This is a genomic window from Streptomyces sp. NPDC001970, assembly GCF_053594115.1.
The window spans coordinates 53,560-72,476 of record NZ_JBSFDW010000019.1 but is presented as its reverse complement, the minus strand read 5'-3'; the positions used below and the strand labels follow the sequence as shown (position 1 = coordinate 72,476).

Below are 18,917 nucleotides of genomic sequence, written 5' to 3'. Positions count from 1 at the left end.
GGCTGTCCGCCGACTGCGGGCCCGGTGGGTGGTTTGTGCCCAGCCTCCCCCATAGCCCTTCGGGCATGGGAGGTACCCCAGGGGAAGCTCTCGGGGAGGAACGACTGCCCACAAACGACAGCGGTCCGCGACCCACCGGGGCAAGCCCCCACCGGTGACCACGAAGGGGGATGCGCAGGGGTCGTGTTCCGGACGTAAAGGCGCCCGCAGCTCGCGCGAAGCGCGGTGAGAACCGACAGTCCAGGACACGAGCCCCGGAGCGGACCCCAACCGCACCGCCCCGGTACCGGGCGACCCCGACAGACCCAGCCCGTCTGGGGGTCCCCCCACGCCGCAGGGCGTAGGGGGAGTTCGAGGACGGACACACCGCCCGCCACCACGGCACCAGGCACCCCCGACAGGCCCGCGCGCCGCGCAACGCCTCCGACCCGGCACCGGTCACACCGCACCCCGCAGCTGGCCCCGCCCCGCCCTGGGGACCGCAAACGCCACGGTCCCGGGCGCGCACACGCGGCCGGGACCGTGGGGGCCCGGGGGCGTCAGCCCCCGGGCAACGTCAGCGGCGCGCGACGCCCTCCGCGCGCGCGGCCGCGGCGACCGCCGCCGTCACCGCAGGGGCGACCCGCTCGTCGAACGGCGACGGGATCACGTAGTCCGCGGCGAGCTCGTCGCCCACCACGTCCGCCAGCGCGTTCGCCGCCGCGATCTTCATGCCCTCCGTGATCCGGGACGCCCGCACCTGCAGGGCGCCCGCGAAGATGCCCGGGAAGGCGAGCACGTTGTTGATCTGGTTCGGGAAGTCGCTGCGACCCGTCGCCACGACCGAGGCGTACTTGTGCGCCACGTCCGGGTGGACCTCCGGGTTCGGGTTGGCCATCGCGAAGACGAAGGCGCCCGGCGCCATCGAGGCGACCGCCGGCTCCGGGACCGTACCGCCGGAGACTCCGATGAAGACGTCCGCGCCGGCCAGCGCCGTCTCCAGCGAGCCGGTCAGGCCCGCACGGTTCGTGATCTCGGCCAGCTCCCGCTTGACCGGCGTGAGGTCCTCGCGGTCGCGGCTGACGATGCCCTTGCGGTCGGCGACGGCCACGTCCCCGAGCCCGGCCTCGAGCAGGAACTTCGCGATGGCGACACCGGCCGCGCCCGCGCCGGAGATGACCGCGCGCAGGTCACCGAGATCCCGCCCGGTCAGCTTCGCCGCGTTCCGCAGGGCCGCGAGGGTCACGATCGCCGTGCCGTGCTGGTCGTCGTGGAAGACCGGGATGTCGAGGCGCTCCTGCAGCTTCCGCTCGATCTCGAAGCACCGCGGCGCCGAGATGTCCTCCAGGTTCACCCCGCCGAAGGACGGCGCGAGCCGCACGACGGTCTCCACGATCTCGTCCGCGTCCGTGGTCGCGAGCGCGATCGGCACCGCGTCCACGCCGCCGAACTGCTTGAACAGGATCGCCTTGCCCTCCATCACGGGGAGGGAGGCCTCCGGTCCGATGTCACCGAGGCCGAGGACGGCCGTACCGTCCGTGACCACGGCCACGACCTGCGATTTCCAGGTGTAGTCGTGGACGAGCTCCGGCTGCTCGGCGATGGCGGTGCACACCTTGGCGACGCCCGGCGTGTACGCGAGGGACAGGTCGTCCTTGTTCCGCACCGGCACCGTGGCCTGGATGGCCATCTTGCCGCCGCGGTGCAGGGCGAAGGCCGGATCGAAGGGTTCGCCGGACTCTCCGGCGACACTCTCCGCTTCCGTGCCGCTCCCGCTGTGGGGGTTGACGATCTCGGCTGCCATGTGGTTGACCCCTTAAGTCTTCATCAGTGGAGGGTGGCCACTCCTGGTTGAGGAGGGGTGGGCGGGCACCGCGTCCGTTCCCTGAGCCGGTGGTTGGCCCGCCGGTCAGGGGAGGTACGCACGCGCGGGCGCGCCGCACAACGCGCCCTGAGCCCCGGATGAGGGGTGTAAGGATCCTTCTTACCGGACGGACGGTACCGCCGACGAGTCCATTAGGCCGCCCCGGGCCGCTCGTGACCTGTCACATATCGACCTATCGTGACAAGCCAGGAGCGTTTGGTGAAAACTGCCACGAAGTCTGCCCGAATGGCGAGACGGGCCGAAGATTTTCCGGCCGGGAGAAGGTAGAGCTGCAGATAATGCAGTGGGTCCGGTCCTGACGTACCGGCCTGTAGCACTTCGGGGGTTGCCCGTTATCCGATTTTGACATGCGGAGGCCACTGAATGGCCTAGTCCGAATGGCAAGATGCCGGAAACACACAAGGTCGACACTCGAAGAGGAGTGCGCGACCGCCGGGCAACTCCATCACCTGCCGGAGGACCACGATCATGACCGCAAGCACCACCCGTCGCACGACCGCTGCCAGGTCCCGGATCGCCGCGGTCGGCGCGCTCGCGGTCGCCGGTGCCCTGATGCTCACCGCCTGCGGTGACCAGACGAACTCGGGATCGGGGACCGGAACCAAGGAGAGCGCCGGCAGCAACGCCCCGCTCTTCGACAAGCTGCCCAAGAAGTACCAGGACGCCGGCGTCATCAAGGTCGGCACGGACGCCGCGTACGCCCCTATGGAGTTCGAGGAGGGCGGCAAGATCGTCGGCATCGACCCGGACATCGCCGCCGCGCTCGGCAAGGAGCTCGGCGTGAAGTTCGAGTTCACCAGCGGCACCTTCGACGGTCTGATCTCCTCGCTCAACACCGGCCGCCAGGACGTCGTCATGTCCGCGATGAGCGACACCAAGGCCCGCCAGGAGGGCCTGGACGACAAGGGCAAGAAGACCGGAGAGGGCGTCGACTTCGTCGACTACTTCAACTCCGGCGTCTCGCTGCTGGTCAAGAAGGGCAACCCGGCGAAGATCACCTCGCTCGACGACCTGTGCGGCAAGAAGGTCGCCGTCCAGCGCGGCACGATCTACGAGGACACCTTCAAGGCACAGGCCACCAAGTGCGAGAAGGACGGCAAGGGCAAGCTCACGATCGAGGCGTTCGACACCGATGCCGAGGCCCAGACCCGCGTGAAGTCCGGCGGCGCCGTGGCCGACCTCAACGACTACCCGGTCGCCGCGCACATCGCGAAGACCGCGGGTGGCGGCAACGAATTCGAGGTCGCCGGCAACCAGACGGAGGCCGGACCGTTCGGCATCGCCGTCGACAAGGACAACACCCAGCTGCGTGACGCGCTGAAGGAAGCCCTGGACGCGATCATCAAGAACGGTGAGTACGCCAAGGTCCTGGAGAAGTGGGACGTCAAGAACAGCGCCGTGACCGAGGCGACCATCAACGCCGGCAAGTGATTTTCCTGGCGTACCTCGCCTCGAGCGTTCCACTGAAGGGCAGTCACTGTGACTGACAAGTTCGACAAGACGCCTGCCGACGAGCCCCCCGCGGGCTCGTCGGTGAGCAAGGAAGCAGCCGCCACGGCTCACCCCGAGCAGATCAAGGCGATCCCCGTACGGCACTACGGGCGCTGGGCGTCCGGCGTGATCGTGCTGTTGCTGCTCGGATGGCTCGCCTACGCGTTCGCGCAGGGCGACATCCGCTGGGCCACGATCGGGGACTACCTGTTCGACGACAGGATCGTCCAGGGTGCCCTGAACACGATTCTGATCAGTGTTCTGTCCATGCTCATCGGCCTGGTGCTGGGCGTCGTCTTCGCGGTCATGCGGCTGTCGAAGAACCCGGTCACGGGCGCGGTGGCCTGGCTGTACATCTGGTTCTTCCGGGGCACCCCGGTGTATGTGCAGCTGCTGCTGTGGTTCAACCTGGCGCTGATCTTCCCGATCCTGAACATCGGGTTCTACAAGGACGAGATGGTCGACGTCATGACCCCGTTCCTTGTGGCCCTGCTGGGTCTGGGTCTGAACGAGGGCGCCTACATGGCCGAGATCGTCCGGGCCGGCATCCAGTCGGTCGACGAGGGCCAGACCGAGGCGTCGCACGCGCTCGGCATGTCCACCGGCAAGACCATGCGCCGGGTCGTGCTGCCGCAGGCGATGCGGGTGATCGTGCCGCCCACGGGCAACGAGTTCATCAACCTGCTCAAGACCTCGTCCCTGGTGTCGGCGGTGCAGTACACCGACCTGCTCCGGGCGGCGACGAACATCGGCTCCACCTCCTTCGCCATCATGGAGATGCTGATCGTCGCCTCGATCTGGTACCTGGCCCTGACGAGCGTCTTCAGCGTCGGCCAGTACTACGTCGAGCGGTACTACGCCCGCGGTTCGCTGCGCCAGCTCCCGCCCACGCCATGGCAGCGGATCAAGACGAATCTGCGCTTCCTTCAGAGCCCCAGGGGGGTGTGACATGACCGCCATGGTGAAGGCCGAGGGCGTCCACAAGTCCTACGGCGCCGCCCACATCCTCAAGGGCATCGACCTCGAGGTCGCCCCGCGTGAGGTGTTCTGCCTCATCGGCCCCTCCGGCTCGGGCAAGTCGACCTTCCTCCGGTGCATCAACCACCTGGAGAAGATCAACGCCGGCCGGCTCCACGTCGACGGCCACCTCGTCGGCTACCGCCAGAAGGGCGACAAGCTCTACGAGCTCAAGGACAGCGAGGTCGCCCTCCAGCGCCGCGACATCGGCATGGTGTTCCAGCGCTTCAACCTGTTCCCCCACATGACCGCCATCGAGAACGTCATGGAGGCCCCGGTCCAGGTCAAGGGCGAGACCAAGGCCGTGGCCCGCGAGCGCGCCACCCGCCTGCTCGACCGGGTCGGCCTCGGCGACAAGGCCGGCAACTACCCCTCCCAGCTCTCGGGCGGCCAGCAGCAGCGCGTCGCCATCGCCCGCGCCCTGGCGATGGAGCCCAAGCTGATGCTCTTCGACGAGCCCACCTCGGCGCTCGACCCGGAGCTGGTCGGCGACGTCCTCGACGTCATGCGCAGCCTCGCCGAGGAGGGCATGACCATGGTCGTGGTCACCCACGAGATGGGCTTCGCCCGCGAGGTCGGCGACTCCCTCGTCTTCATGGACGGCGGCGTCGTGGTCGAGTCCGGCAACCCCCGGGACGTCCTGACCAACCCCCAGCACGACCGCACCAAGGCCTTCCTCTCCAAGGTGCTGTAGCAGGACACCGCTGAGGGCGGGTACGGACATGAAGTGCCCGTACCCGCCCTTTCGCGTACCTGCGGCAGGCCGTGCGGTTACTTGAGTGCGAGTACGAGGGAGTCGGACGGGGACGCCCACACGCCGCGCGCCTCGGCGAAGCCGGCCGCGCGCAGGGTGGCGGCATGCCAGTCGAGGGACGGGGTGTCGCCGTCCGCGTGCTCGCCGTAGATCTCGAAGCGGCGCGCGGTGGGGCCGGCGAGGACCGGGTCCTTGGCGGCCAGGGCCCACCAGTCGGCCCAGTCGAGGGCTCCGGCGGCCTTGGCGCGGTCCATTCCGGCGTGGCGGTGGGCGCGCTCGGCGGCGTTGATGCGGGGAGTGGTGTCGTCCCTCATGTGGTCGGCGTTCATGAAGACGCCGCCGTCCCTGACGAGCCCCGCGACCTGGCCGTAGAGGGTGGCGAGCGGTCCGGTGCGGAGCCAGTGCAGGGCGATGGCCAGCAGGGCCGGGTCGAGATCCACCCCCACGCCGACCGCCTTCGGGAACCGCTTGAGCAACCGGTCCGTGATACTTCCCGTACCGCACGCGAGGTCGAGGACCCTCGGCTCGGGGCCGGCGACGGCCTCGACCATGTCCAGCATCACCCGGAACCGCTCCTCGCGATCGGGCATGTACCACTCCTGCTGACGGTCCCAGCTCTCCTGCCAGGCCCGCCAGTCGGTTCCGGTCACCGCGGTCGGCTCGGTCGGCGCGGTCTCGGCCATCCGTACCCCTCCACTCCGTAATACCCTCGAAGCCAAAGCATCTGTTACCTCGCCCTTCGCCGACACTAGACCTCATCCGTAAGGACTGCAAGTGGAACTGGCCTATTACTCGGACTACGCCGTGCGCCTCGTCAACACCGAGGAACCGGCTCGCAACAAGGACGCGCTCACCTCGGTCGAGGCGGTCCGCGAGCTCTTCGGCCCGTCCTCCCAGGCCGCCCGCCGCGCCACCGACGCGGACGTGACCCGCTTCCGTTCGGTACGGGCCAGGCTCCGCGCGGTCTTCACGGCGGCCGACTCCGGCGACCAGACCCACGCCGTCGACCTGCTCAACTCGCTGCTCCTGGAGTACCCGGTCAGCCCGCAGATCTCCGGCCACGACTACCTCGACGACGAGGGCCGGCCGCGCTGGCACATGCACCTCGCCGACCACCCCTCCAACGCGACCGCGGGATACGCGGCGATCGCCGCGATGGGCCTCGCCTTCCATCTCACCGAGTACGGCGTCGACCGGCTCGGCCTCTGCCAGGCGGCCCCCTGCCGCAACGCCTACCTCGACACCTCGACGAACCGCTCGCGCCGCTACTGCTCCGACCGCTGTGCGACGCGTGCGAACGTCGCGGCCTACCGGGCCCGCAAGCGCCTGGAGACCGAGCGGTCGGAGAGCACGGGTCGCAGCGCGGCGAACGCCCAGGCCACCGCGGAGCGCACCGACGGCTGACCCTCGCCGCGCGGCCGGTACCGGGCCCGTACGCGCCCCAGGAGCAGCTCGTCGGGCACGGTGCCGAACACCCGGCTGTCGCCCTCCGCGTACGCGTTGTCCCCCAGCACCCACCAGCCGCCCTCGCGCCGCTCGACGAGCCGCTTCACGATCAGCAGATCCTGCTGCAGCGGGTGCCGCATCACGGCCACGTCCCCGGCCCTGAGCCCTGCCCCGTAATGCACGAGCAGCCGGTCCCCGTGCGCCAGCGTCGGATACATGGAGGGCCCCGTCACCTCCGCGACCCCCAAGGGCGCCCTCGGCTCCCGCCCCAGCTCCGTCATCGTCCACCTCCAGGCCCCGGTCCCGGTCCCGGCCGGTCCTCCCGGTCCGGCCCCGGTCCCACGGTACGTTCCGCCGGCGGTCCCATACGCGCCCTGGACTTTTGGCCTAAGCCTCAGGGGGCTCTCGCGAAAAGCCGCCTCTCACGGAGTAATGTCCCACCTGAGAAGACGATCACGAGGAAGGACAGCTCAATGCTCTCCCGCCTGTTTGCCCCCAAGGTGAAGGTCAGCGCCCACTGCGACCTCCCCTGCGGTGTCTACGACCCGGCCCAGGCCCGCATCGAGGCCGAGTCGGTCAAGGCCGTCCAGGAGAAGATGGCCGCCAACGACGACCCGCACTTCCAGGCCCGCGCCACGGTCATCAAGGAGCAGCGTGCGGAGCTCGCCAAGCACCACGTCTCGGTGCTGTGGAGCGACTACTTCAAGCCCCCGCACTTCGAGAAGTACCCGGAGCTGCACCAGCTGGTCAACGACGCCCTGAAGGCGCTCTCCGCGGCGAAGGCGTCGACGGACCCGGCCACGGGCCAGAAGGCGCTGGACTACATCGCCCAGATCGACAAGATCTTCTGGGAGACCAAGAAGGCCTGAATCGCCTTCTGCAGGCACTGCCCGCACCCGGACCACCCACGCCGCCGAGCCCGGCGGACACGGTGGGCCGGGTGCGGTCGTGCGTGTGCCGCCGCGGCGGGCTCCCGCCCGATGGTCCGCGGCGCGAGGAACATCCGCAGCACGCGGTGATCCGCGGCGCGAGGAACATCCGCAGCACGCGGTGATCCGCGGCGCGAGGAACATCCGCAGCACGCGTGATCCGCGGCGCGAGGAACATCGGCAGCACGCGGTGATCCGCGGCGCGAGGAACATCCTCGGCGCCGGGAGGGGGAGAGTCGCTTGGTCAAGGTCGTGCGCGGAGTCGTCCTTCCGGAGCGCGAGGAGCGTACGTTCCGGATCGACGGAGACCGGCTGCGCACGGGTCCGGCACCCGGTGCGGACGCCGAGTTCGTCGTGGACGGCGGCTTTCTGCTGCCGGGACTGGTCGATGTGCACACGCATCCCGGTACGGAGTCCGCCGACGTGCCCTTCGACGAGTCGGTGCTGCGCAACCATCTGCTGGAGCACCGCGACGCCGGCGTACTGCTGGTGCGGACGCCCGGGACGGCGGCGCGGATGCCGGAATGGGTGGAGGGCGACGCGGAGTTGCCGCGGGTGCGATCGGCCGGACGGTGGCTGGCGACGCCCGGGCGGTTCCTCCCCGGGGCCGGGCGTGACATCGCCGAGGACGAACTGCCGGTCGCGGCGGTGGAGGAGGCGACGGCCTCGTCCGGCTGGTGCAAGGTCATCGGCGACTGGCGGTGGGACGAGCCGGCGGTGCCGCTCGATCTCCTGACCGAGACCGTGGCGGCGGTGCATGCCGCCGGCGGCAGGGTCGCGGTGCACTGCCAGACCGCCGAGGGCGCGTGCAACGCCGTGCTGGCCGGGGCCGACAGCCTGGAGCACGGGATGCACCTCGACCCGGGGCTGCTCGACCGGATGGCCGTGCAGGGTACGGCACTTGTGCCCACACTCGGTGTCTTCGGCACGAGCGCGGACGCCTGGTACGCGCGGGAACGCAGCGCCCGACGGGACAACTGGATCACCGGCTGGGAGGGCATGCTCGCGAACGTCCGCTCGGCCTACGAGGCCGGCGTCACCGTCCTCGCCGGCACGGACGGCTTCCCGTGCGGAACGGTCGCCGCGGAGGCGGCGTGGCTGGCGCGCGCCGGTATGCCCGCCGAGGCGGCGCTCGGTGCGGCTTCCTGGACCGCTCGCGACTGGCTGGGGCTGCCCGGCCTGGCGGACGGCGCGCCCGCCGATCTCGTCGCCTACGACACGGATCCGGCCGTCGAGCCCGGGGCCCTGGCGCATCCGGCCAGGATCATCCTGCGCGGCCGCGTGGTGCGCTGACGCCACGTCAGTCCGTTTCCGGTCGCGTGTCGTCGTTTTCGCGTACGGCGATACGGCCGTGGGGCGGAGCCGGCTCGTGTTGACTCCAGGAGGCAGAGCACCGCACCGCCCGTGTGACCCCCCGGAGGTCCGTATGACCGAGCGCCCCAAGACCCTGTACGAGGCCGTGGGCGGCATCGAAGCCCTGCGACGGCTGTCCACGACCTTCTACGAAGCCGTGCTCGCCGACCGCGTACTCGCACCGGTCTTCGCGCACTTCACCCCGACCCATGTGGACCATGTCTCCGTCTGGCTCGCCGAGGTCTTCGAAGGCCCGGCGCGCTTCACCGAGGAGCTCGGTGGCCATCAGGGCCTCCTCCGGGCCCATCTCGGGCTCGCGATCACCGAGGAGCAGCGGCTGCGCTGGATGGAGCTGATGGGCGCCGCGGTGGACAAGGAGCTCCCCGACGACGCACTGCTGAGGGAGCGCGTCATGGAGTACTTCGACTGGGGCACCGCGATCGCGCGCGATGTCTCGGCCGTGCCCGTGGACGAGGACCTCGGCGATCCGGGCCCGACGCCGCGCTGGCGCTGGGACGGCCACTCCTGAGACCGGAGTCCTTGCGGGACCCGGAAGCCCGCGGACCGGGAAACCCATGAGGGCGGCACCGAGGAGTGCTCCTCGGTGCCGCCCTCGTCGAACCGTGGACAGGTCAGGAAGCGCTCTCCAGCAGCCTCCGCCCGAATTCCGAGCCTTCCGGCAGCTGCCGCCGGATACGCCCGAGCGCCTCGTCGAAATCACCGCCGGCGATCCCCGACTCGTAGGCCGCGCCGCCGCAGTGCAGGGTCAGATTCAGATCCACCCGCTCGGGGCGGCCGTCCGCGCCGCGTTCGCCGAGCGTCAGCAGGCCGCTGAGCGTGGCCTGCTGCACCGCCCCGTCCAGGGCGACGGGCAGCGGCAGATCCCATTCCAGTACGCAGCCGGACAAGGCTTCGCCCGACTCCGCCGCGCGCAGGGCGGCGAAACCCGGGCCCTCGTACTCAACTCCCCTGATGCTGGTCCGTACTTCCTGCCCGCCTATCGCGACCGTGATCGCGATTGCTTCCGCACCCTGCCGGTCCCGGTACCAGCCGGTCCAGACTTCCGTCGACTCCGATGACATGGCGCGGACTGTAGCGGTATGACTGGCTCCGCTGTACAGCCGGTCACCTCTTCGAATGCCTCGAACGCCCGAACGGCCCTATGGGCTCCCCTTCGAAGCCCGCTAAGGGGCTGAACCCGCAGCCCGGCCCCCGGTCGGCTCTCCGTCCGGTCCCTTGGCGTGCCGCGTGGCCGCGGCACCTCCACCGCCTTCCGCGAGGTCAGCGGCTTCCGCACCCTCGGCATGCTCGGTGCCGCGCTCGCAGTCGGGGTTGTGGCAGGGTTCGCGAACCCACTCGGGGACGAAAGCCCCGAGGATCTTGCGCCGTTTGATGACGGTACCGACAGGCTGTCCGCAGGCCGGACACACGTACTGGCCTGGCGGGCGGCGGACGGTCCGACGTCCTTCGCTGCCCATGGGTCAAGGATAGGTCGGCACGCCCACGACGGACAGTGCTCGCGGTCCCCACTTCCCGCTCACCGCTTCCTGCTGTACTTCCGTACGAGCACGCCGTTGCCGAAGGCGCGCACGTCGTCCAGCGCGAACGCGGTGACATCGAAGCCGGAGCCGAACATCGGCATCCCGGAGCCGTACACCTCCGGATAGGTCTTGATCACGAGCTCGTCGATCTCGTCGAGCAGCGCTCCGGCCATGCGCGAGCCGCCGCAGAGCCAGATGCCGAGCCCGCCCTCCTCCGCCTTGAGCTCGCGGATCCTGGCGACCACGTCGCCGGAGACGATCTCCACGTTCGGATCGGGGGACTTCTCGATCGTGGCCGACGCCACGTACTCGCGCATGTGCCCGTACGGGCTGGTCATCCCGGCGTCCAGGCCCACCTGATAGCTGGCGCGCCCCTGGATCACGGTGTCGAAGTGCCTGTTCTCCACGTCCCGAAGGTTCAGCAGCCGCCGGCCCTCGGCCGACACGGTCTCCGGATACTCCGTCTTCAGGAACTCAAGGAACTCCTCGTCCAGGTACTTGAACATGGACGAGGCATCGCCGCCCGGGTCGCCGATGAAGCCGTCGATCGAGCAGGCGATGAAGTACGTGAGCTTGCGCAAACCGGTCCTCTGTCTCTGTCGGGGTCAGTCGCCGTGGCCCGACTCGCTGCGTCGAACCACTGCATATATAGTGCTTCATGTGTAGTGGTTGTGCAAGGGCCTTTCCCGGAAGGCATGTTGAGAAGGAGGCAGGCACAGAAATGGCCAGGAACCCGGAGCGCAGGCTCGCGCTCGTGGACGCAGCCATCGAGGTGCTCGCCCTCGAAGGGGCGCGTGGCCTCACGTTTCGTGCCGTCGACAGCCAGGCCGGTGTGCCCGCGGGGACGGCGTCCAACTACTTCGCCAACCGCGACGAACTGTTCACGCAGGCGGGAGCCCGGATCCATGTCCGGATGACCCCCGATCCGGTCCAGGTCGGCGAGGCCATGGCGACCGAGCCCACCCGAGAGCTCTACGTCGAGCTGATGCGCTGGCTGGTACGGCGCATGGCCACCGAGCGCACCGGCTATCTCGCGATGCTGGAGCTCCGCCTGGAGGCCACACGCCGCCCGGCGCTCCAGGCGGAGCTCAACCGCGCGGTCCGCGCCGTGCTGGAGGAGAACCGCCGCTCCCACCTCGAGTCCGGGCTGCCGGGCGACACGGACACGTTCCTCGCGCTCCATCTCGCGATGACGGGCCTCATGCTGGAGCACTTCACACTGCCCGATGTGCTCGCCGACCGGGACCTCGACGAGCTGGTGGAGACCGTCGTCACGCGGATCATCCCCGAGAGGTGACCGGCTCCCGCCACATCGGCCACATGTGCGGGCCCTCCGGCAGGTCGACCGTGCGGCCCGTGAAGGCGAAACCGAGCCGCTCGTACAGCCTGCCGCTGCGGGCGCTGCTGGCCTCCAGGTAGGCGGGCACACCGTCGCGGTCACAGCGCTCCAGTACGGGCGCGATCAGGGCGGAGCCGAGGCCCTGGCCCTGCCGGTCCGGGGAGACCGCGATGAGCAGCAGATACTCGTGCGCCCTGTCGTGCGGATGGACCTCGCCGGTCAGCCGGCCGATGAGCTCGGCGCGCTCGTTGTCCGGGTCCGCGATCTCCCGCAACCGGGCCGGGGTGTCGTCCTCCTCGTCGGGCGCACCGGCGGGCACCTGGAGCCAGAGCGCCGCGGCCGTGCCGTCCTCGGTCATGTCGACCCGGCCCTCGGCGAGCGCGATGTCGAGAAAGACGCCCATGAAGATGCCGTGCGCCTTGCGGCGGTGCCCCTCGTCGGGGAAGACCCAACTGCTCACCGGGTCGTGCATGAACGCCTCGTCGAGAAGCCGCGCCACCGTGTCGCGGTCGCCCGCCCCCGCCTGCCGTATGTGTACGCCCATGCCCGGACTCCTCTCGGATCTCGCCAACTGGTCGTGATGATCCTAGAGTTGGGGCCCGGGCTGTCGCTCCACGGGGCATGCCCCCGCTTGGGGCGCCGGGCACCTGCGGTTACACGCTCAGCGCGTCCGGCGTGTGACGAACTCCGCCAGGGAGAGCAGGTCCCCCGCCGCCGTCAGATCCGGCACCGCAAGGGACAGCTGCTGGACCGCCCGCGCCATCCGGTCCGCCGCCTGGAGCTGTGCCCAGTCCCGGCCGCCCGCGCGGTCGACGGCCTCGGCCGCGCGGCGGACGGTGTGGGCGTCCATCGGCCGTGCGTACAGCTCGGCCAGCTCCGCCCCTGCGGCGGTGCCCGAGCCGAGCGCCGCGACGACCGGGAGCGACTTCTTGTGCGCGACCAGATCGGCACCGGCCGGTTTGCCCGTACGGCCCGGGTCGCCCCAGATCCCGATCAGATCGTCGATGAGCTGGAAGGCCAGTCCGGCCTCCCGCCCGAAGGCGTCCATCGCGGCGATCTCGTCCTCGCCCGCGCCCGCGTAGAGCGCGCCGAGGGCGCAGGCGCACCCGAGGAGTGCCCCGGTCTTCGCCGTCGCCATGGCGACGCACTCGTCGAGCGTGACCTCGTGCGGGTCGCGCTGCTCGAAGGCGCAGTCCGCCTGCTGCCCGGCGCAGAGCTCGATGACACAGGCGGCGAGCCGGGCGGAGGCTGCGGCGGACACCGGATGGCGGTCCTCGGCGATCAGCCGGAGGGCGAGGGCGAGCATGGCGTCGCCCGCGATGATGGCTGCCGGGGTGCCGAACACCGTCCACGCGGTGGGCCGGTGCCTGCGTGTCGGATCCTCGTCGATCACGTCGTCGTGCAGCAGCGTGAAGTTGTGCGCGAGCTCGACCGCGGCCGCGGCGCGCACGGCCTGCTGCGGATCCCCGCCCAGCGCCCGGGCGGCCGCGAGCACCAGGGCGGGCCGGATCGCCTTGCCCGCCGACCCGGCGGCCGGGGTGCCGTCGGCGTGCTCCCAGCCGAAGTGGTACATGGCGACACGGCGTATGGAACCGGGCAGCGACTCGACGGTGTCTCGCAGCCGGGGGTTGACGGCGGTACGGGTGCGCTCCAGGAGTGCCGCGGCCTCGTGGCCGTCGGTGGCGGCATCCGTGCTGGTCATGTTCAGGGTCTCTTCCTCTGCGGAGGGGGCGGGGCGGGGGCGGCAGCACGAGCGGCGCCGCCCCCGCCGGTTCAGAGGGTCGGTACGTCTGTCGGCCGACCGGTCAGCGCCAGCGGCTCACTTCGACGTTCTCCAGCACACCGAGCGCGTCGGGGACGAGAACCGCCGCCGAGTAGTAGGCCGTGACCAGGTACGAGATGATCGCCTGCTCGTCGATGCCCATGAAGCGGACCGACAGGCTGGGCTCGATCTCGTCGGGAATGCCGCTCTGCCGCAGTCCGATGACGCCCTGGTCGTCCTCGCCCGTACGCATGCACAGGATGGACGTGGTCCTGGCCTCCGAGATCGGGATCTTGTTGCAGGGGAAGATCGGCACTCCGCGCCAGGTGGGGATGCGGTTCCCGCCGATGTCCACGCTCTCCGGGACGAGGCCGCGCCGGTTGCACTCGCGCCCGAACGCGGCGATGGCGCGCGGATGGGCGAGGAAGAGCCTGGAGCCGCGCCGCCGGGACAGCAGCTCGTCCATGTCGTCCGGACCGGGCACACCGTCGTGCGGCTGCAGCCGCTGCCCGTAGTCGCAGTTGGCCAGGAGCCCGAACTCCCGGTTGTTGATGAGCTCGTCCTCCTGGCGCTCGCGCAGCGCCTCGACCGTGAGCCGCAACTGCTGCTCGGTCTGGTTCATCGGCTGGTTGTAGAGGTCCGCCACCCGGCTGTGGACCTTCAGCACCGTCTGGGCAACGCTCAGTTCGAACTCGCGCGGAGCCGCTTCGTAGTCCACGTAGGTGTGCGGAACGATCGCTTCGCCGACATGTCCGGCGGAGAGATCGATGGCGGCCTCGCCGTACTTGTTGGTCCGCTGATGGGGGATCGACAGCACCGAGAGGAGATGGGCACCGAGCGACTCCGCCCGCTCGGCGAGGTTCAGCACGTCCTGCCGGGTCAGCTCCAGCACGACGCAGCCCGTGGCCGCGCGGGCCGTCGAGTCCCATACGGCGTCTCCGTCGATCAGCGAGCGGTCCCCGAAGTACGCCCCGTCGGCGAGGACTCCGAGCACGGCCTCATCGCCGTAGGGACCCGTGCCGATCTGCTCCACACGGCCGTGCGCGAGCAGGAAGACCCGGTCCGCCGCCTCGCCCTCGGTGGCCAGCACATCACCGGGGGCGAACTCCCGCTGCCGGCAGCGCTGTGCCAGCTCGGCCAGCACCGCCTCGTCGTCGAAGCCCCGCAGCGGCGGCAGTTCTCCGAGCTCCGCCGGGATGACCTGGACCTGGCCCGCGGTCTGGACGAAGGTGACGCGCCCGTCGCCCACCGAATAGCTGAGCCGACGGTTCACCCGGTACGTACCACCCTGTACCTGGACCCACGGCAGCATCCGCAGCAGCCACCTGGAGGTGATCTCCTGCATCTGCGGCGCCGACTTGGTGGTGGTCGCCAGGTTCCGCGCGGCGGCAGTACCGAGACTCTGCTGCGGCACCGCCTGGTCCTGGCCGCCCTCGCGCAGCTCGTCACCAACCGAACCAACCGAACCAACCGACATGAGACTCCCTCGCAATCATGGGTTGACCTGCGAGGAAGAGCCTTCCATCACGGAGAGTCGACCCGCCATTACACAAATGAGTGGGACTAGGCGGACATGGGCGGGGCATGCCGCACGTTTTCCACCAGCCCGGCCCGGCCGCCGGATCGGCCGCCGGCCGTCGCCCGGACCTGCTGTCCGGATCTGCTCGTACGCCGCGCGAATCGCGTACCCCGCCAACAGCGCTGGGGTAATCACACGTTGCAAGCGCGGTACGAATGACTCGTTCCGCTCACCATCGCTCCCCCACGAAAAGGAGGCGGCCATGGCCCCACCCATGTCCGCGAGCAGCTTCCTCGACGCCCTGCGCGACGAGGGCCTCACGGTCGTCCAGGTCGGCGACTGGCGTCACCACAACCGCAACCACAAGGGCCCCTGGGGACCCGTGCACGGCGTGATGATCCATCACACCGTCACCAAGGGCACCGCGAACACCGTCCGCATCTGCCGTGACGGCTACGAGTCCCTCCCCGGGCCGCTCTGCCACGGCGTCATCGCCAAGGACGGCAAGGTCCATCTGGTCGGCTACGGCCGTGCCAACCACGCCGGGCTCGGCGACGACGACGTCCTGCGCGCCGTCATCGCCGAGAGGGCACTGCCGCCGGACAACGAGGCCAACACCGACGGGAACCGGCACTTCTACGGATTCGAGTGCGAGAACCTCGGCGACGGCAAGGACCCGTGGCCCGCGCTCCAGCTGGAGGCCGTGGAGAAGGCCGCGGCAGCCGTCTGCCGCCGCCACGGCTGGACGGCCCGTTCGGTGATCGGCCATCTGGAGTGGCAGCCGGGCAAGGTCGATCCGCGCGGCTTCACCCTGAAGTCGATGCGCGCCCGTATCGAGGAACGGCTGAAGTGAGAACCCCACGGCCGCCCGGGAGCGGCCGGGTAACGCGGGCGGCCGCCGCCGGAGAGCGCCCTGCATGACGCGCGCGTGACAATGGCCGGGTGAACGCGTTCGACCTCAGTGCCCTGCACCCCCGGCTTCCCTCCCCCCAGGAGCCGGTCGAGGACGAGCGCTTCACCCGGCGCGGCGTCCGGCTGCTGCTGAAGCGCGACGATCTGATCCACCCCGATCTGCCCGGCAACAAATGGCGCAAGCTCGCCCCGAACCTGCTCGCGGCAGCCGGCCGGCCGGTCCTGACGTTCGGCGGGGCGTACTCCAACCATCTGCGCGCCACCGCCGCCGCGGGCCGGCTGCTGGGCTTTCGCACCATCGGGGTCGTACGGGGCGACGAACTCGCAGGCCGCCCTCTCAACCCCTCGCTGGCGCAGTGCGCCGCGGACGGGATGCGGCTCCACTTCGTGGACCGCACGACATACCGCCGCAAGACCGAGCCGGAGGTGCTGGCCGCCCTCCTCGCCGCGTACGGCGACTGCTTCGTGATCCCGGAAGGGGGCAGCAACGCCCTTGCCGCGCACGGCTGTACGGACCTCGGGCGCGAGCTGCGCGGCGTGGCCGATGTGGCCGTCGTGGCGTGCGGGACGGGCGGGACGCTCGCGGGGCTGGCCGCCGGGCTCGCACCGGGGCAGAGGGCGCTCGGCATCCCGGTGCTCAAAGGGGGCTTCCTCGGCGACGGAATGCGCGCCCTGCAGAAGGACGCCTTCGGCGGCCCCGCGGGCGACTGGACGCTGGACGAGCGCTTCCACTTCGGCGGTTACGCCCGGACCACCCCGGCGCTCGTCGCCTTCGCCGAGGACTTCGAGGCACGGCACAAACTGCCCGTCGAACGTCTCTATGTCGCCAAAATGCTGTACGCGCTCGTCGCTCTCGCCGAAGAGGGCGCCTTCGCGCCAGGAACGACCGTTGCGGCCGTGATCACAGGCAGCCCTCAGTCCTCCGCACCCTCCCGGTAGGCGGCCGCCTCCTCCAGATCCAGTCGCCGCAGCAGCGTACGCATCATCTCGTCGTCGATCCGCCGCTCGTCCCTCAGCCGCACGAAGACCTCCCGCTCGGCCTCGATGGTCTCGCGCGAGAGCCGCCGGTAGGTGTCGTCCGCGGACTCCCCGGTGACGGGATTGCCCGTCCCCAGTCGTTCCCAGACGGCGTTCCTCCGCCGCTCCACCACCCTTCGCAGCCGCTCGGCGAGCGGTCCCGGCAGGGCGTTGCGCTCGTCCGCGAGCAGCGCTTCGAGGCGCTCCTCCGCCGCCCGGGACGCCTCGCTCTGGGCCTGTGCCTCGGCCAGGGTGACCGCCTGCGCGTCCGGCTGCGGCAGCTTCAGCACCCGGATCAGCATCGGCAGGGTCAGCCCCTGCACGACGAGCGTCCCGATCACGGTGGTGAAGGTCAGGAACAGCACCAGGTTGCGGGCCGGGAAGGGCTCCCCTCCCTGCACGGTGAGCGGGATGGAGAAGGCGATCGCCAGCGAGACGACACCGCGCATTCCGGCCCAGGCGACGATCACGGGGGTCTTCCACGTCACACCCGGCTCGCGCTCCCTGATCCGGCGCGACAGCACACGTGGCAGGAAGGTGGAGGGGAAGACCCAGACGAAGCGCACCGCGACGACGGCGATGAAGACTCCGAGGGCGTACAGCGCGGACTCCCGCACCCCGTAGGCGCCGAGCCCCTGGACGACGTACGGCAGCTGCAGCCCGATCAGCGCGAAAACGGACGACTCCAGAATGAAGGCGACCATCTTCCAGACGGCCGCCTCCTGGAGGCGGGTCGCGAAATCGACCTGCCAGGCACGGTGGCCGAGGAAGAGGCCGACCACCACGACCGCCAGGACACCGGAGGCGTGGACGCGCTCGGCGGCCGCATAGGCGACGAAGGGGATGAGCAGGGACAGGGTGTTCTGCAGCAGCGCTTCCTTCAGATGCGTGCGCAGCCAGTGGATCGGCACCATCAGGACCAGCCCGACGGCGACACCGCCCAACGCAGCCAGGACGAACTCCCCGATGCTGCCCGCCCAGGTCACCCCCTCACCGAGGGCCGCGGCCACCGCCACCCGGTAGGCGGTGATCGCGGTGGCGTCGTTCACCAGGGACTCGCCCTGGAGGATCGTGGTGATGCGGTGCGGCAGACCGAGTCGGCGGGCGATGGCGGTGGCCGCCACGGCGTCCGGCGGAGCGACGACGGCGCCGAGCACCAGCGCGGCGGTCAGCGGCAGGTCCGGCACCAGCTGGTACGCGATCCAGCCGACGGCGAAGGTCGCGAAGAGCACGTAGCCGACCGAGAGCAGCGCGATGGGCCGGATATTGGCCCGCAGGTCGAGGTACGAGCTCTCGAGGGCGGCCGTGTGCAGCAGCGGGGGCAGGATCAGGGGGAGCACGATGTGCGGGTCGAGGGTGTAGCCGGGCATGCCCGGTACGTGCGAGGCGATCAGCCCCGCGGCCACCAGCATCAGCGGCGCCGGAACGGGCGTCCTGCGGGCAACCCCCGCGATCGCGGCGCTCGCCGCGATCAGCGCCACCACCTGCAGTACGTCCATGCCTCATCGACCTCACGTGCGTCGCCCTCGTCGTAACCTGGCAATCATGAGCGAGTGCCCGCATGTTCTCGACCTGCCGCACCCCGAGCCCGCACCATTGAGTCATACTTGTCCCACATGTCAGGCGGACGGGACTCATCCGGTGCAGCTCCGGATCTGCCTGAGCTGCGGGCACGTGGGATGTTGCGACTCCTCGGCGGGCCGGCACGCCTTCCGGCACTCCGAGGGGACGGGGCATCCGGTGATGCGGACGTTGGAACCCGGAGAGAGCTGGCGGTGGTGCTTCGTGGACGGTTCGATCGTCTGACGCCTGGGTACGTCAACCCTCCGCCGGTTTCTCACAATTGGGTCCCGCACACCTCTAGCCACTGTGCGTGCCCATGTGCTTACCATGAGTGACAGCGCCGGGTAAGGGTCCCGGCGACACGGCACCACGGATCGCGATAGCGTCGCCAGTCCAGGTACTGGCTGCGC

At 70.2% G+C, this 18,917-nt stretch carries 20 protein-coding genes; 11 read left to right on the top strand and 9 right to left on the bottom strand.

The window, feature by feature from the left end; all coding sequences use genetic code 11:
- Window positions 1–556: 556 nt before the first annotated feature.
- The gene (locus ACWCP0_RS22920) at window positions 557–1,783 is read right to left on the bottom strand and encodes an NAD(P)-dependent malic enzyme (protein ID WP_451080664.1); all 1,227 of its coding nucleotides are present in this window, start codon (window positions 1,781–1,783) and stop codon (window positions 557–559) included.
- A 549-nt stretch (window positions 1,784–2,332) separates the two neighbouring features.
- Between ACWCP0_RS22920 and ACWCP0_RS22915 the strand changes: the two genes are divergently transcribed.
- The 3 genes from ACWCP0_RS22915 to ACWCP0_RS22905 are packed head-to-tail and all read left to right on the top strand — an operon-like array spanning window position 2,333 to window position 5,066.
- Window positions 2,333–3,295: an ABC transporter substrate-binding protein gene (locus ACWCP0_RS22915; protein ID WP_451080663.1), complete on the top strand. Its 963-nt coding sequence runs from the start codon at window positions 2,333–2,335 to the stop codon at window positions 3,293–3,295.
- A 48-nt stretch (window positions 3,296–3,343) separates the two neighbouring features.
- The gene (locus ACWCP0_RS22910) at window positions 3,344–4,303 is read left to right on the top strand and encodes an amino acid ABC transporter permease (protein WP_451080662.1); all 960 of its coding nucleotides are present in this window, start codon (window positions 3,344–3,346) and stop codon (window positions 4,301–4,303) included.
- A gap of 1 nt (window position 4,304) precedes the next feature.
- Entirely contained in the window at window positions 4,305–5,066 is a 762-nt protein-coding gene (locus ACWCP0_RS22905; protein ID WP_451080661.1) for an amino acid ABC transporter ATP-binding protein, read from the top strand.
- Between the two features lie 77 nt (window positions 5,067–5,143).
- Here the strand turns inward: ACWCP0_RS22905 and ACWCP0_RS22900 are convergent, their stop codons facing one another.
- Window positions 5,144–5,809 carry a class I SAM-dependent methyltransferase gene (locus ACWCP0_RS22900; protein WP_451080660.1) on the bottom strand — a complete coding sequence of 222 codons (666 nt, stop codon included), beginning with the start codon at window positions 5,807–5,809 and terminating at the stop codon, window positions 5,144–5,146.
- Window positions 5,810–5,900: 91 nt separating this feature from the next.
- Between ACWCP0_RS22900 and ACWCP0_RS22895 the strand changes: the two genes are divergently transcribed.
- The gene (locus ACWCP0_RS22895) at window positions 5,901–6,530 is read left to right on the top strand and encodes a CGNR zinc finger domain-containing protein (RefSeq protein WP_451080659.1); all 630 of its coding nucleotides are present in this window, start codon (window positions 5,901–5,903) and stop codon (window positions 6,528–6,530) included.
- Here the strand turns inward: ACWCP0_RS22895 and sodX are convergent.
- Window positions 6,434–6,853, bottom strand: a complete 420-nt coding sequence (gene sodX / locus ACWCP0_RS22890) for a nickel-type superoxide dismutase maturation protease (protein WP_451080658.1) — start codon at window positions 6,851–6,853, stop codon at window positions 6,434–6,436. The genes ACWCP0_RS22895 and sodX overlap by 97 nt on opposite strands.
- A gap of 192 nt (window positions 6,854–7,045) precedes the next feature.
- On the opposite strand from sodX, the gene sodN reads away from it, so the two are divergent.
- The 3 genes from sodN to ACWCP0_RS22875 all read left to right on the top strand — a co-directional run bounded on the left by sodN (window position 7,046) and on the right by ACWCP0_RS22875 (window position 9,383).
- Window positions 7,046–7,441 (top strand): superoxide dismutase, Ni, encoded by a 396-nt coding sequence (sodN, locus tag ACWCP0_RS22885; protein ID WP_020123534.1) that lies wholly within the window; start codon window positions 7,046–7,048, stop codon window positions 7,439–7,441.
- Window positions 7,442–7,741: 300 nt separating this feature from the next.
- Window positions 7,742–8,794 carry an amidohydrolase family protein gene (locus ACWCP0_RS22880; RefSeq protein WP_451080657.1) on the top strand — a complete coding sequence of 351 codons (1,053 nt, stop codon included), beginning with the start codon at window positions 7,742–7,744 and terminating at the stop codon, window positions 8,792–8,794.
- Window positions 8,795–8,927: 133 nt separating this feature from the next.
- A complete protein-coding gene (locus ACWCP0_RS22875; protein WP_451080656.1) occupies window positions 8,928–9,383 on the top strand; it encodes a group II truncated hemoglobin in 456 nt (151 codons plus the stop codon).
- Between the two features lie 103 nt (window positions 9,384–9,486).
- On the opposite strand, the gene ACWCP0_RS22870 is transcribed toward ACWCP0_RS22875, so the two are convergent.
- Together ACWCP0_RS22870 and ACWCP0_RS22865 are read right to left on the bottom strand one after the other, a co-directional pair.
- A complete protein-coding gene (locus ACWCP0_RS22870) occupies window positions 9,487–9,936 on the bottom strand; it encodes a DUF6304 family protein (RefSeq protein WP_451080655.1) in 450 nt (149 codons plus the stop codon).
- A gap of 455 nt (window positions 9,937–10,391) precedes the next feature.
- Complete coding sequence (locus ACWCP0_RS22865; protein WP_451080654.1) at window positions 10,392–10,976, bottom strand: dihydrofolate reductase family protein; 585 nt, start codon at window positions 10,974–10,976, stop codon at window positions 10,392–10,394.
- Between the two features lie 140 nt (window positions 10,977–11,116).
- On the opposite strand from ACWCP0_RS22865, the gene ACWCP0_RS22860 reads away from it, so the two are divergent.
- Window positions 11,117–11,692 carry a TetR/AcrR family transcriptional regulator gene (locus ACWCP0_RS22860; RefSeq protein WP_451080653.1) on the top strand — a complete coding sequence of 192 codons (576 nt, stop codon included), beginning with the start codon at window positions 11,117–11,119 and terminating at the stop codon, window positions 11,690–11,692.
- On the opposite strand, the gene ACWCP0_RS22855 is transcribed toward ACWCP0_RS22860, so the two are convergent.
- The 3 genes from ACWCP0_RS22855 to ACWCP0_RS22845 all read right to left on the bottom strand — a co-directional run bounded on the left by ACWCP0_RS22855 (window position 11,676) and on the right by ACWCP0_RS22845 (window position 14,973).
- A complete protein-coding gene (locus ACWCP0_RS22855) occupies window positions 11,676–12,278 on the bottom strand; it encodes a GNAT family N-acetyltransferase (protein WP_451080652.1) in 603 nt (200 codons plus the stop codon). The genes ACWCP0_RS22860 and ACWCP0_RS22855 overlap by 17 nt on opposite strands.
- 117 nt (window positions 12,279–12,395) lie before the next feature.
- On the bottom strand, window positions 12,396–13,436 hold the full coding sequence (locus tag ACWCP0_RS22850) for a family 2 encapsulin nanocompartment cargo protein polyprenyl transferase (protein WP_451080651.1): 1,041 nt from the start codon (window positions 13,434–13,436) through the stop codon (window positions 12,396–12,398).
- A 103-nt stretch (window positions 13,437–13,539) separates the two neighbouring features.
- Window positions 13,540–14,973 (bottom strand): family 2B encapsulin nanocompartment shell protein, encoded by a 1,434-nt coding sequence (locus tag ACWCP0_RS22845; protein WP_451080650.1) that lies wholly within the window; start codon window positions 14,971–14,973, stop codon window positions 13,540–13,542.
- 304 nt (window positions 14,974–15,277) lie between these two features.
- Between ACWCP0_RS22845 and ACWCP0_RS22840 the strand changes: the two genes are divergently transcribed.
- Complete coding sequence (locus ACWCP0_RS22840) at window positions 15,278–15,868, top strand: N-acetylmuramoyl-L-alanine amidase (RefSeq protein ID WP_451080649.1); 591 nt, start codon at window positions 15,278–15,280, stop codon at window positions 15,866–15,868.
- Between the two features lie 89 nt (window positions 15,869–15,957).
- On the top strand, window positions 15,958–16,866 hold the full coding sequence (locus tag ACWCP0_RS22835; protein ID WP_451080648.1) for a 1-aminocyclopropane-1-carboxylate deaminase/D-cysteine desulfhydrase: 909 nt from the start codon (window positions 15,958–15,960) through the stop codon (window positions 16,864–16,866).
- Here ACWCP0_RS22835 and ACWCP0_RS22830 read toward each other — a convergent pair.
- Window positions 16,842–18,443 (bottom strand): Na+/H+ antiporter, encoded by a 1,602-nt coding sequence (locus ACWCP0_RS22830; protein ID WP_451080647.1) that lies wholly within the window; start codon window positions 18,441–18,443, stop codon window positions 16,842–16,844. The two genes, ACWCP0_RS22835 and ACWCP0_RS22830, sit on opposite strands and share 25 nt — an antisense overlap.
- A gap of 46 nt (window positions 18,444–18,489) precedes the next feature.
- Between ACWCP0_RS22830 and ACWCP0_RS22825 the strand changes: the two genes are divergently transcribed.
- Window positions 18,490–18,750 (top strand): UBP-type zinc finger domain-containing protein, encoded by a 261-nt coding sequence (locus ACWCP0_RS22825; RefSeq protein ID WP_451080646.1) that lies wholly within the window; start codon window positions 18,490–18,492, stop codon window positions 18,748–18,750.
- The last annotated feature ends 167 nt before the right edge of the window (window positions 18,751–18,917 follow it).

What these genes read in the sequence shown, in the direction of transcription:
- ACWCP0_RS22920 (WP_451080664.1), bottom strand. Translation starts at nt 1,783, where the DNA reads ATGGCAGCCGAGATCGTCAACCCCCACAGCGGGAGCGGCACGGAAGCG.
- ACWCP0_RS22915 (WP_451080663.1), top strand. Translation starts at nt 2,333, where the DNA reads ATGACCGCAAGCACCACCCGTCGCACGACCGCTGCCAGGTCCCGGATC.
- ACWCP0_RS22905 (WP_451080661.1), top strand. Translation starts at nt 4,305, where the DNA reads ATGACCGCCATGGTGAAGGCCGAGGGCGTCCACAAGTCCTACGGCGCC.
- ACWCP0_RS22900 (WP_451080660.1), bottom strand. Translation starts at nt 5,809, where the DNA reads ATGGCCGAGACCGCGCCGACCGAGCCGACCGCGGTGACCGGAACCGAC.
- sodX (WP_451080658.1), bottom strand. Translation starts at nt 6,853, where the DNA reads ATGACGGAGCTGGGGCGGGAGCCGAGGGCGCCCTTGGGGGTCGCGGAG.
- sodN (WP_020123534.1), top strand. Translation starts at nt 7,046, where the DNA reads ATGCTCTCCCGCCTGTTTGCCCCCAAGGTGAAGGTCAGCGCCCACTGC.
- ACWCP0_RS22875 (WP_451080656.1), top strand. Translation starts at nt 8,928, where the DNA reads ATGACCGAGCGCCCCAAGACCCTGTACGAGGCCGTGGGCGGCATCGAA.
- ACWCP0_RS22870 (WP_451080655.1), bottom strand. Translation starts at nt 9,936, where the DNA reads ATGTCATCGGAGTCGACGGAAGTCTGGACCGGCTGGTACCGGGACCGG.
- ACWCP0_RS22860 (WP_451080653.1), top strand. Translation starts at nt 11,117, where the DNA reads ATGGCCAGGAACCCGGAGCGCAGGCTCGCGCTCGTGGACGCAGCCATC.
- ACWCP0_RS22855 (WP_451080652.1), bottom strand. Translation starts at nt 12,278, where the DNA reads ATGGGCGTACACATACGGCAGGCGGGGGCGGGCGACCGCGACACGGTG.
- ACWCP0_RS22850 (WP_451080651.1), bottom strand. Translation starts at nt 13,436, where the DNA reads ATGACCAGCACGGATGCCGCCACCGACGGCCACGAGGCCGCGGCACTC.
- ACWCP0_RS22845 (WP_451080650.1), bottom strand. Translation starts at nt 14,973, where the DNA reads ATGTCGGTTGGTTCGGTTGGTTCGGTTGGTGACGAGCTGCGCGAGGGC.
- ACWCP0_RS22840 (WP_451080649.1), top strand. Translation starts at nt 15,278, where the DNA reads ATGGCCCCACCCATGTCCGCGAGCAGCTTCCTCGACGCCCTGCGCGAC.
- ACWCP0_RS22830 (WP_451080647.1), bottom strand. Translation starts at nt 18,443, where the DNA reads ATGGACGTACTGCAGGTGGTGGCGCTGATCGCGGCGAGCGCCGCGATC.
- ACWCP0_RS22825 (WP_451080646.1), top strand. Translation starts at nt 18,490, where the DNA reads ATGAGCGAGTGCCCGCATGTTCTCGACCTGCCGCACCCCGAGCCCGCA.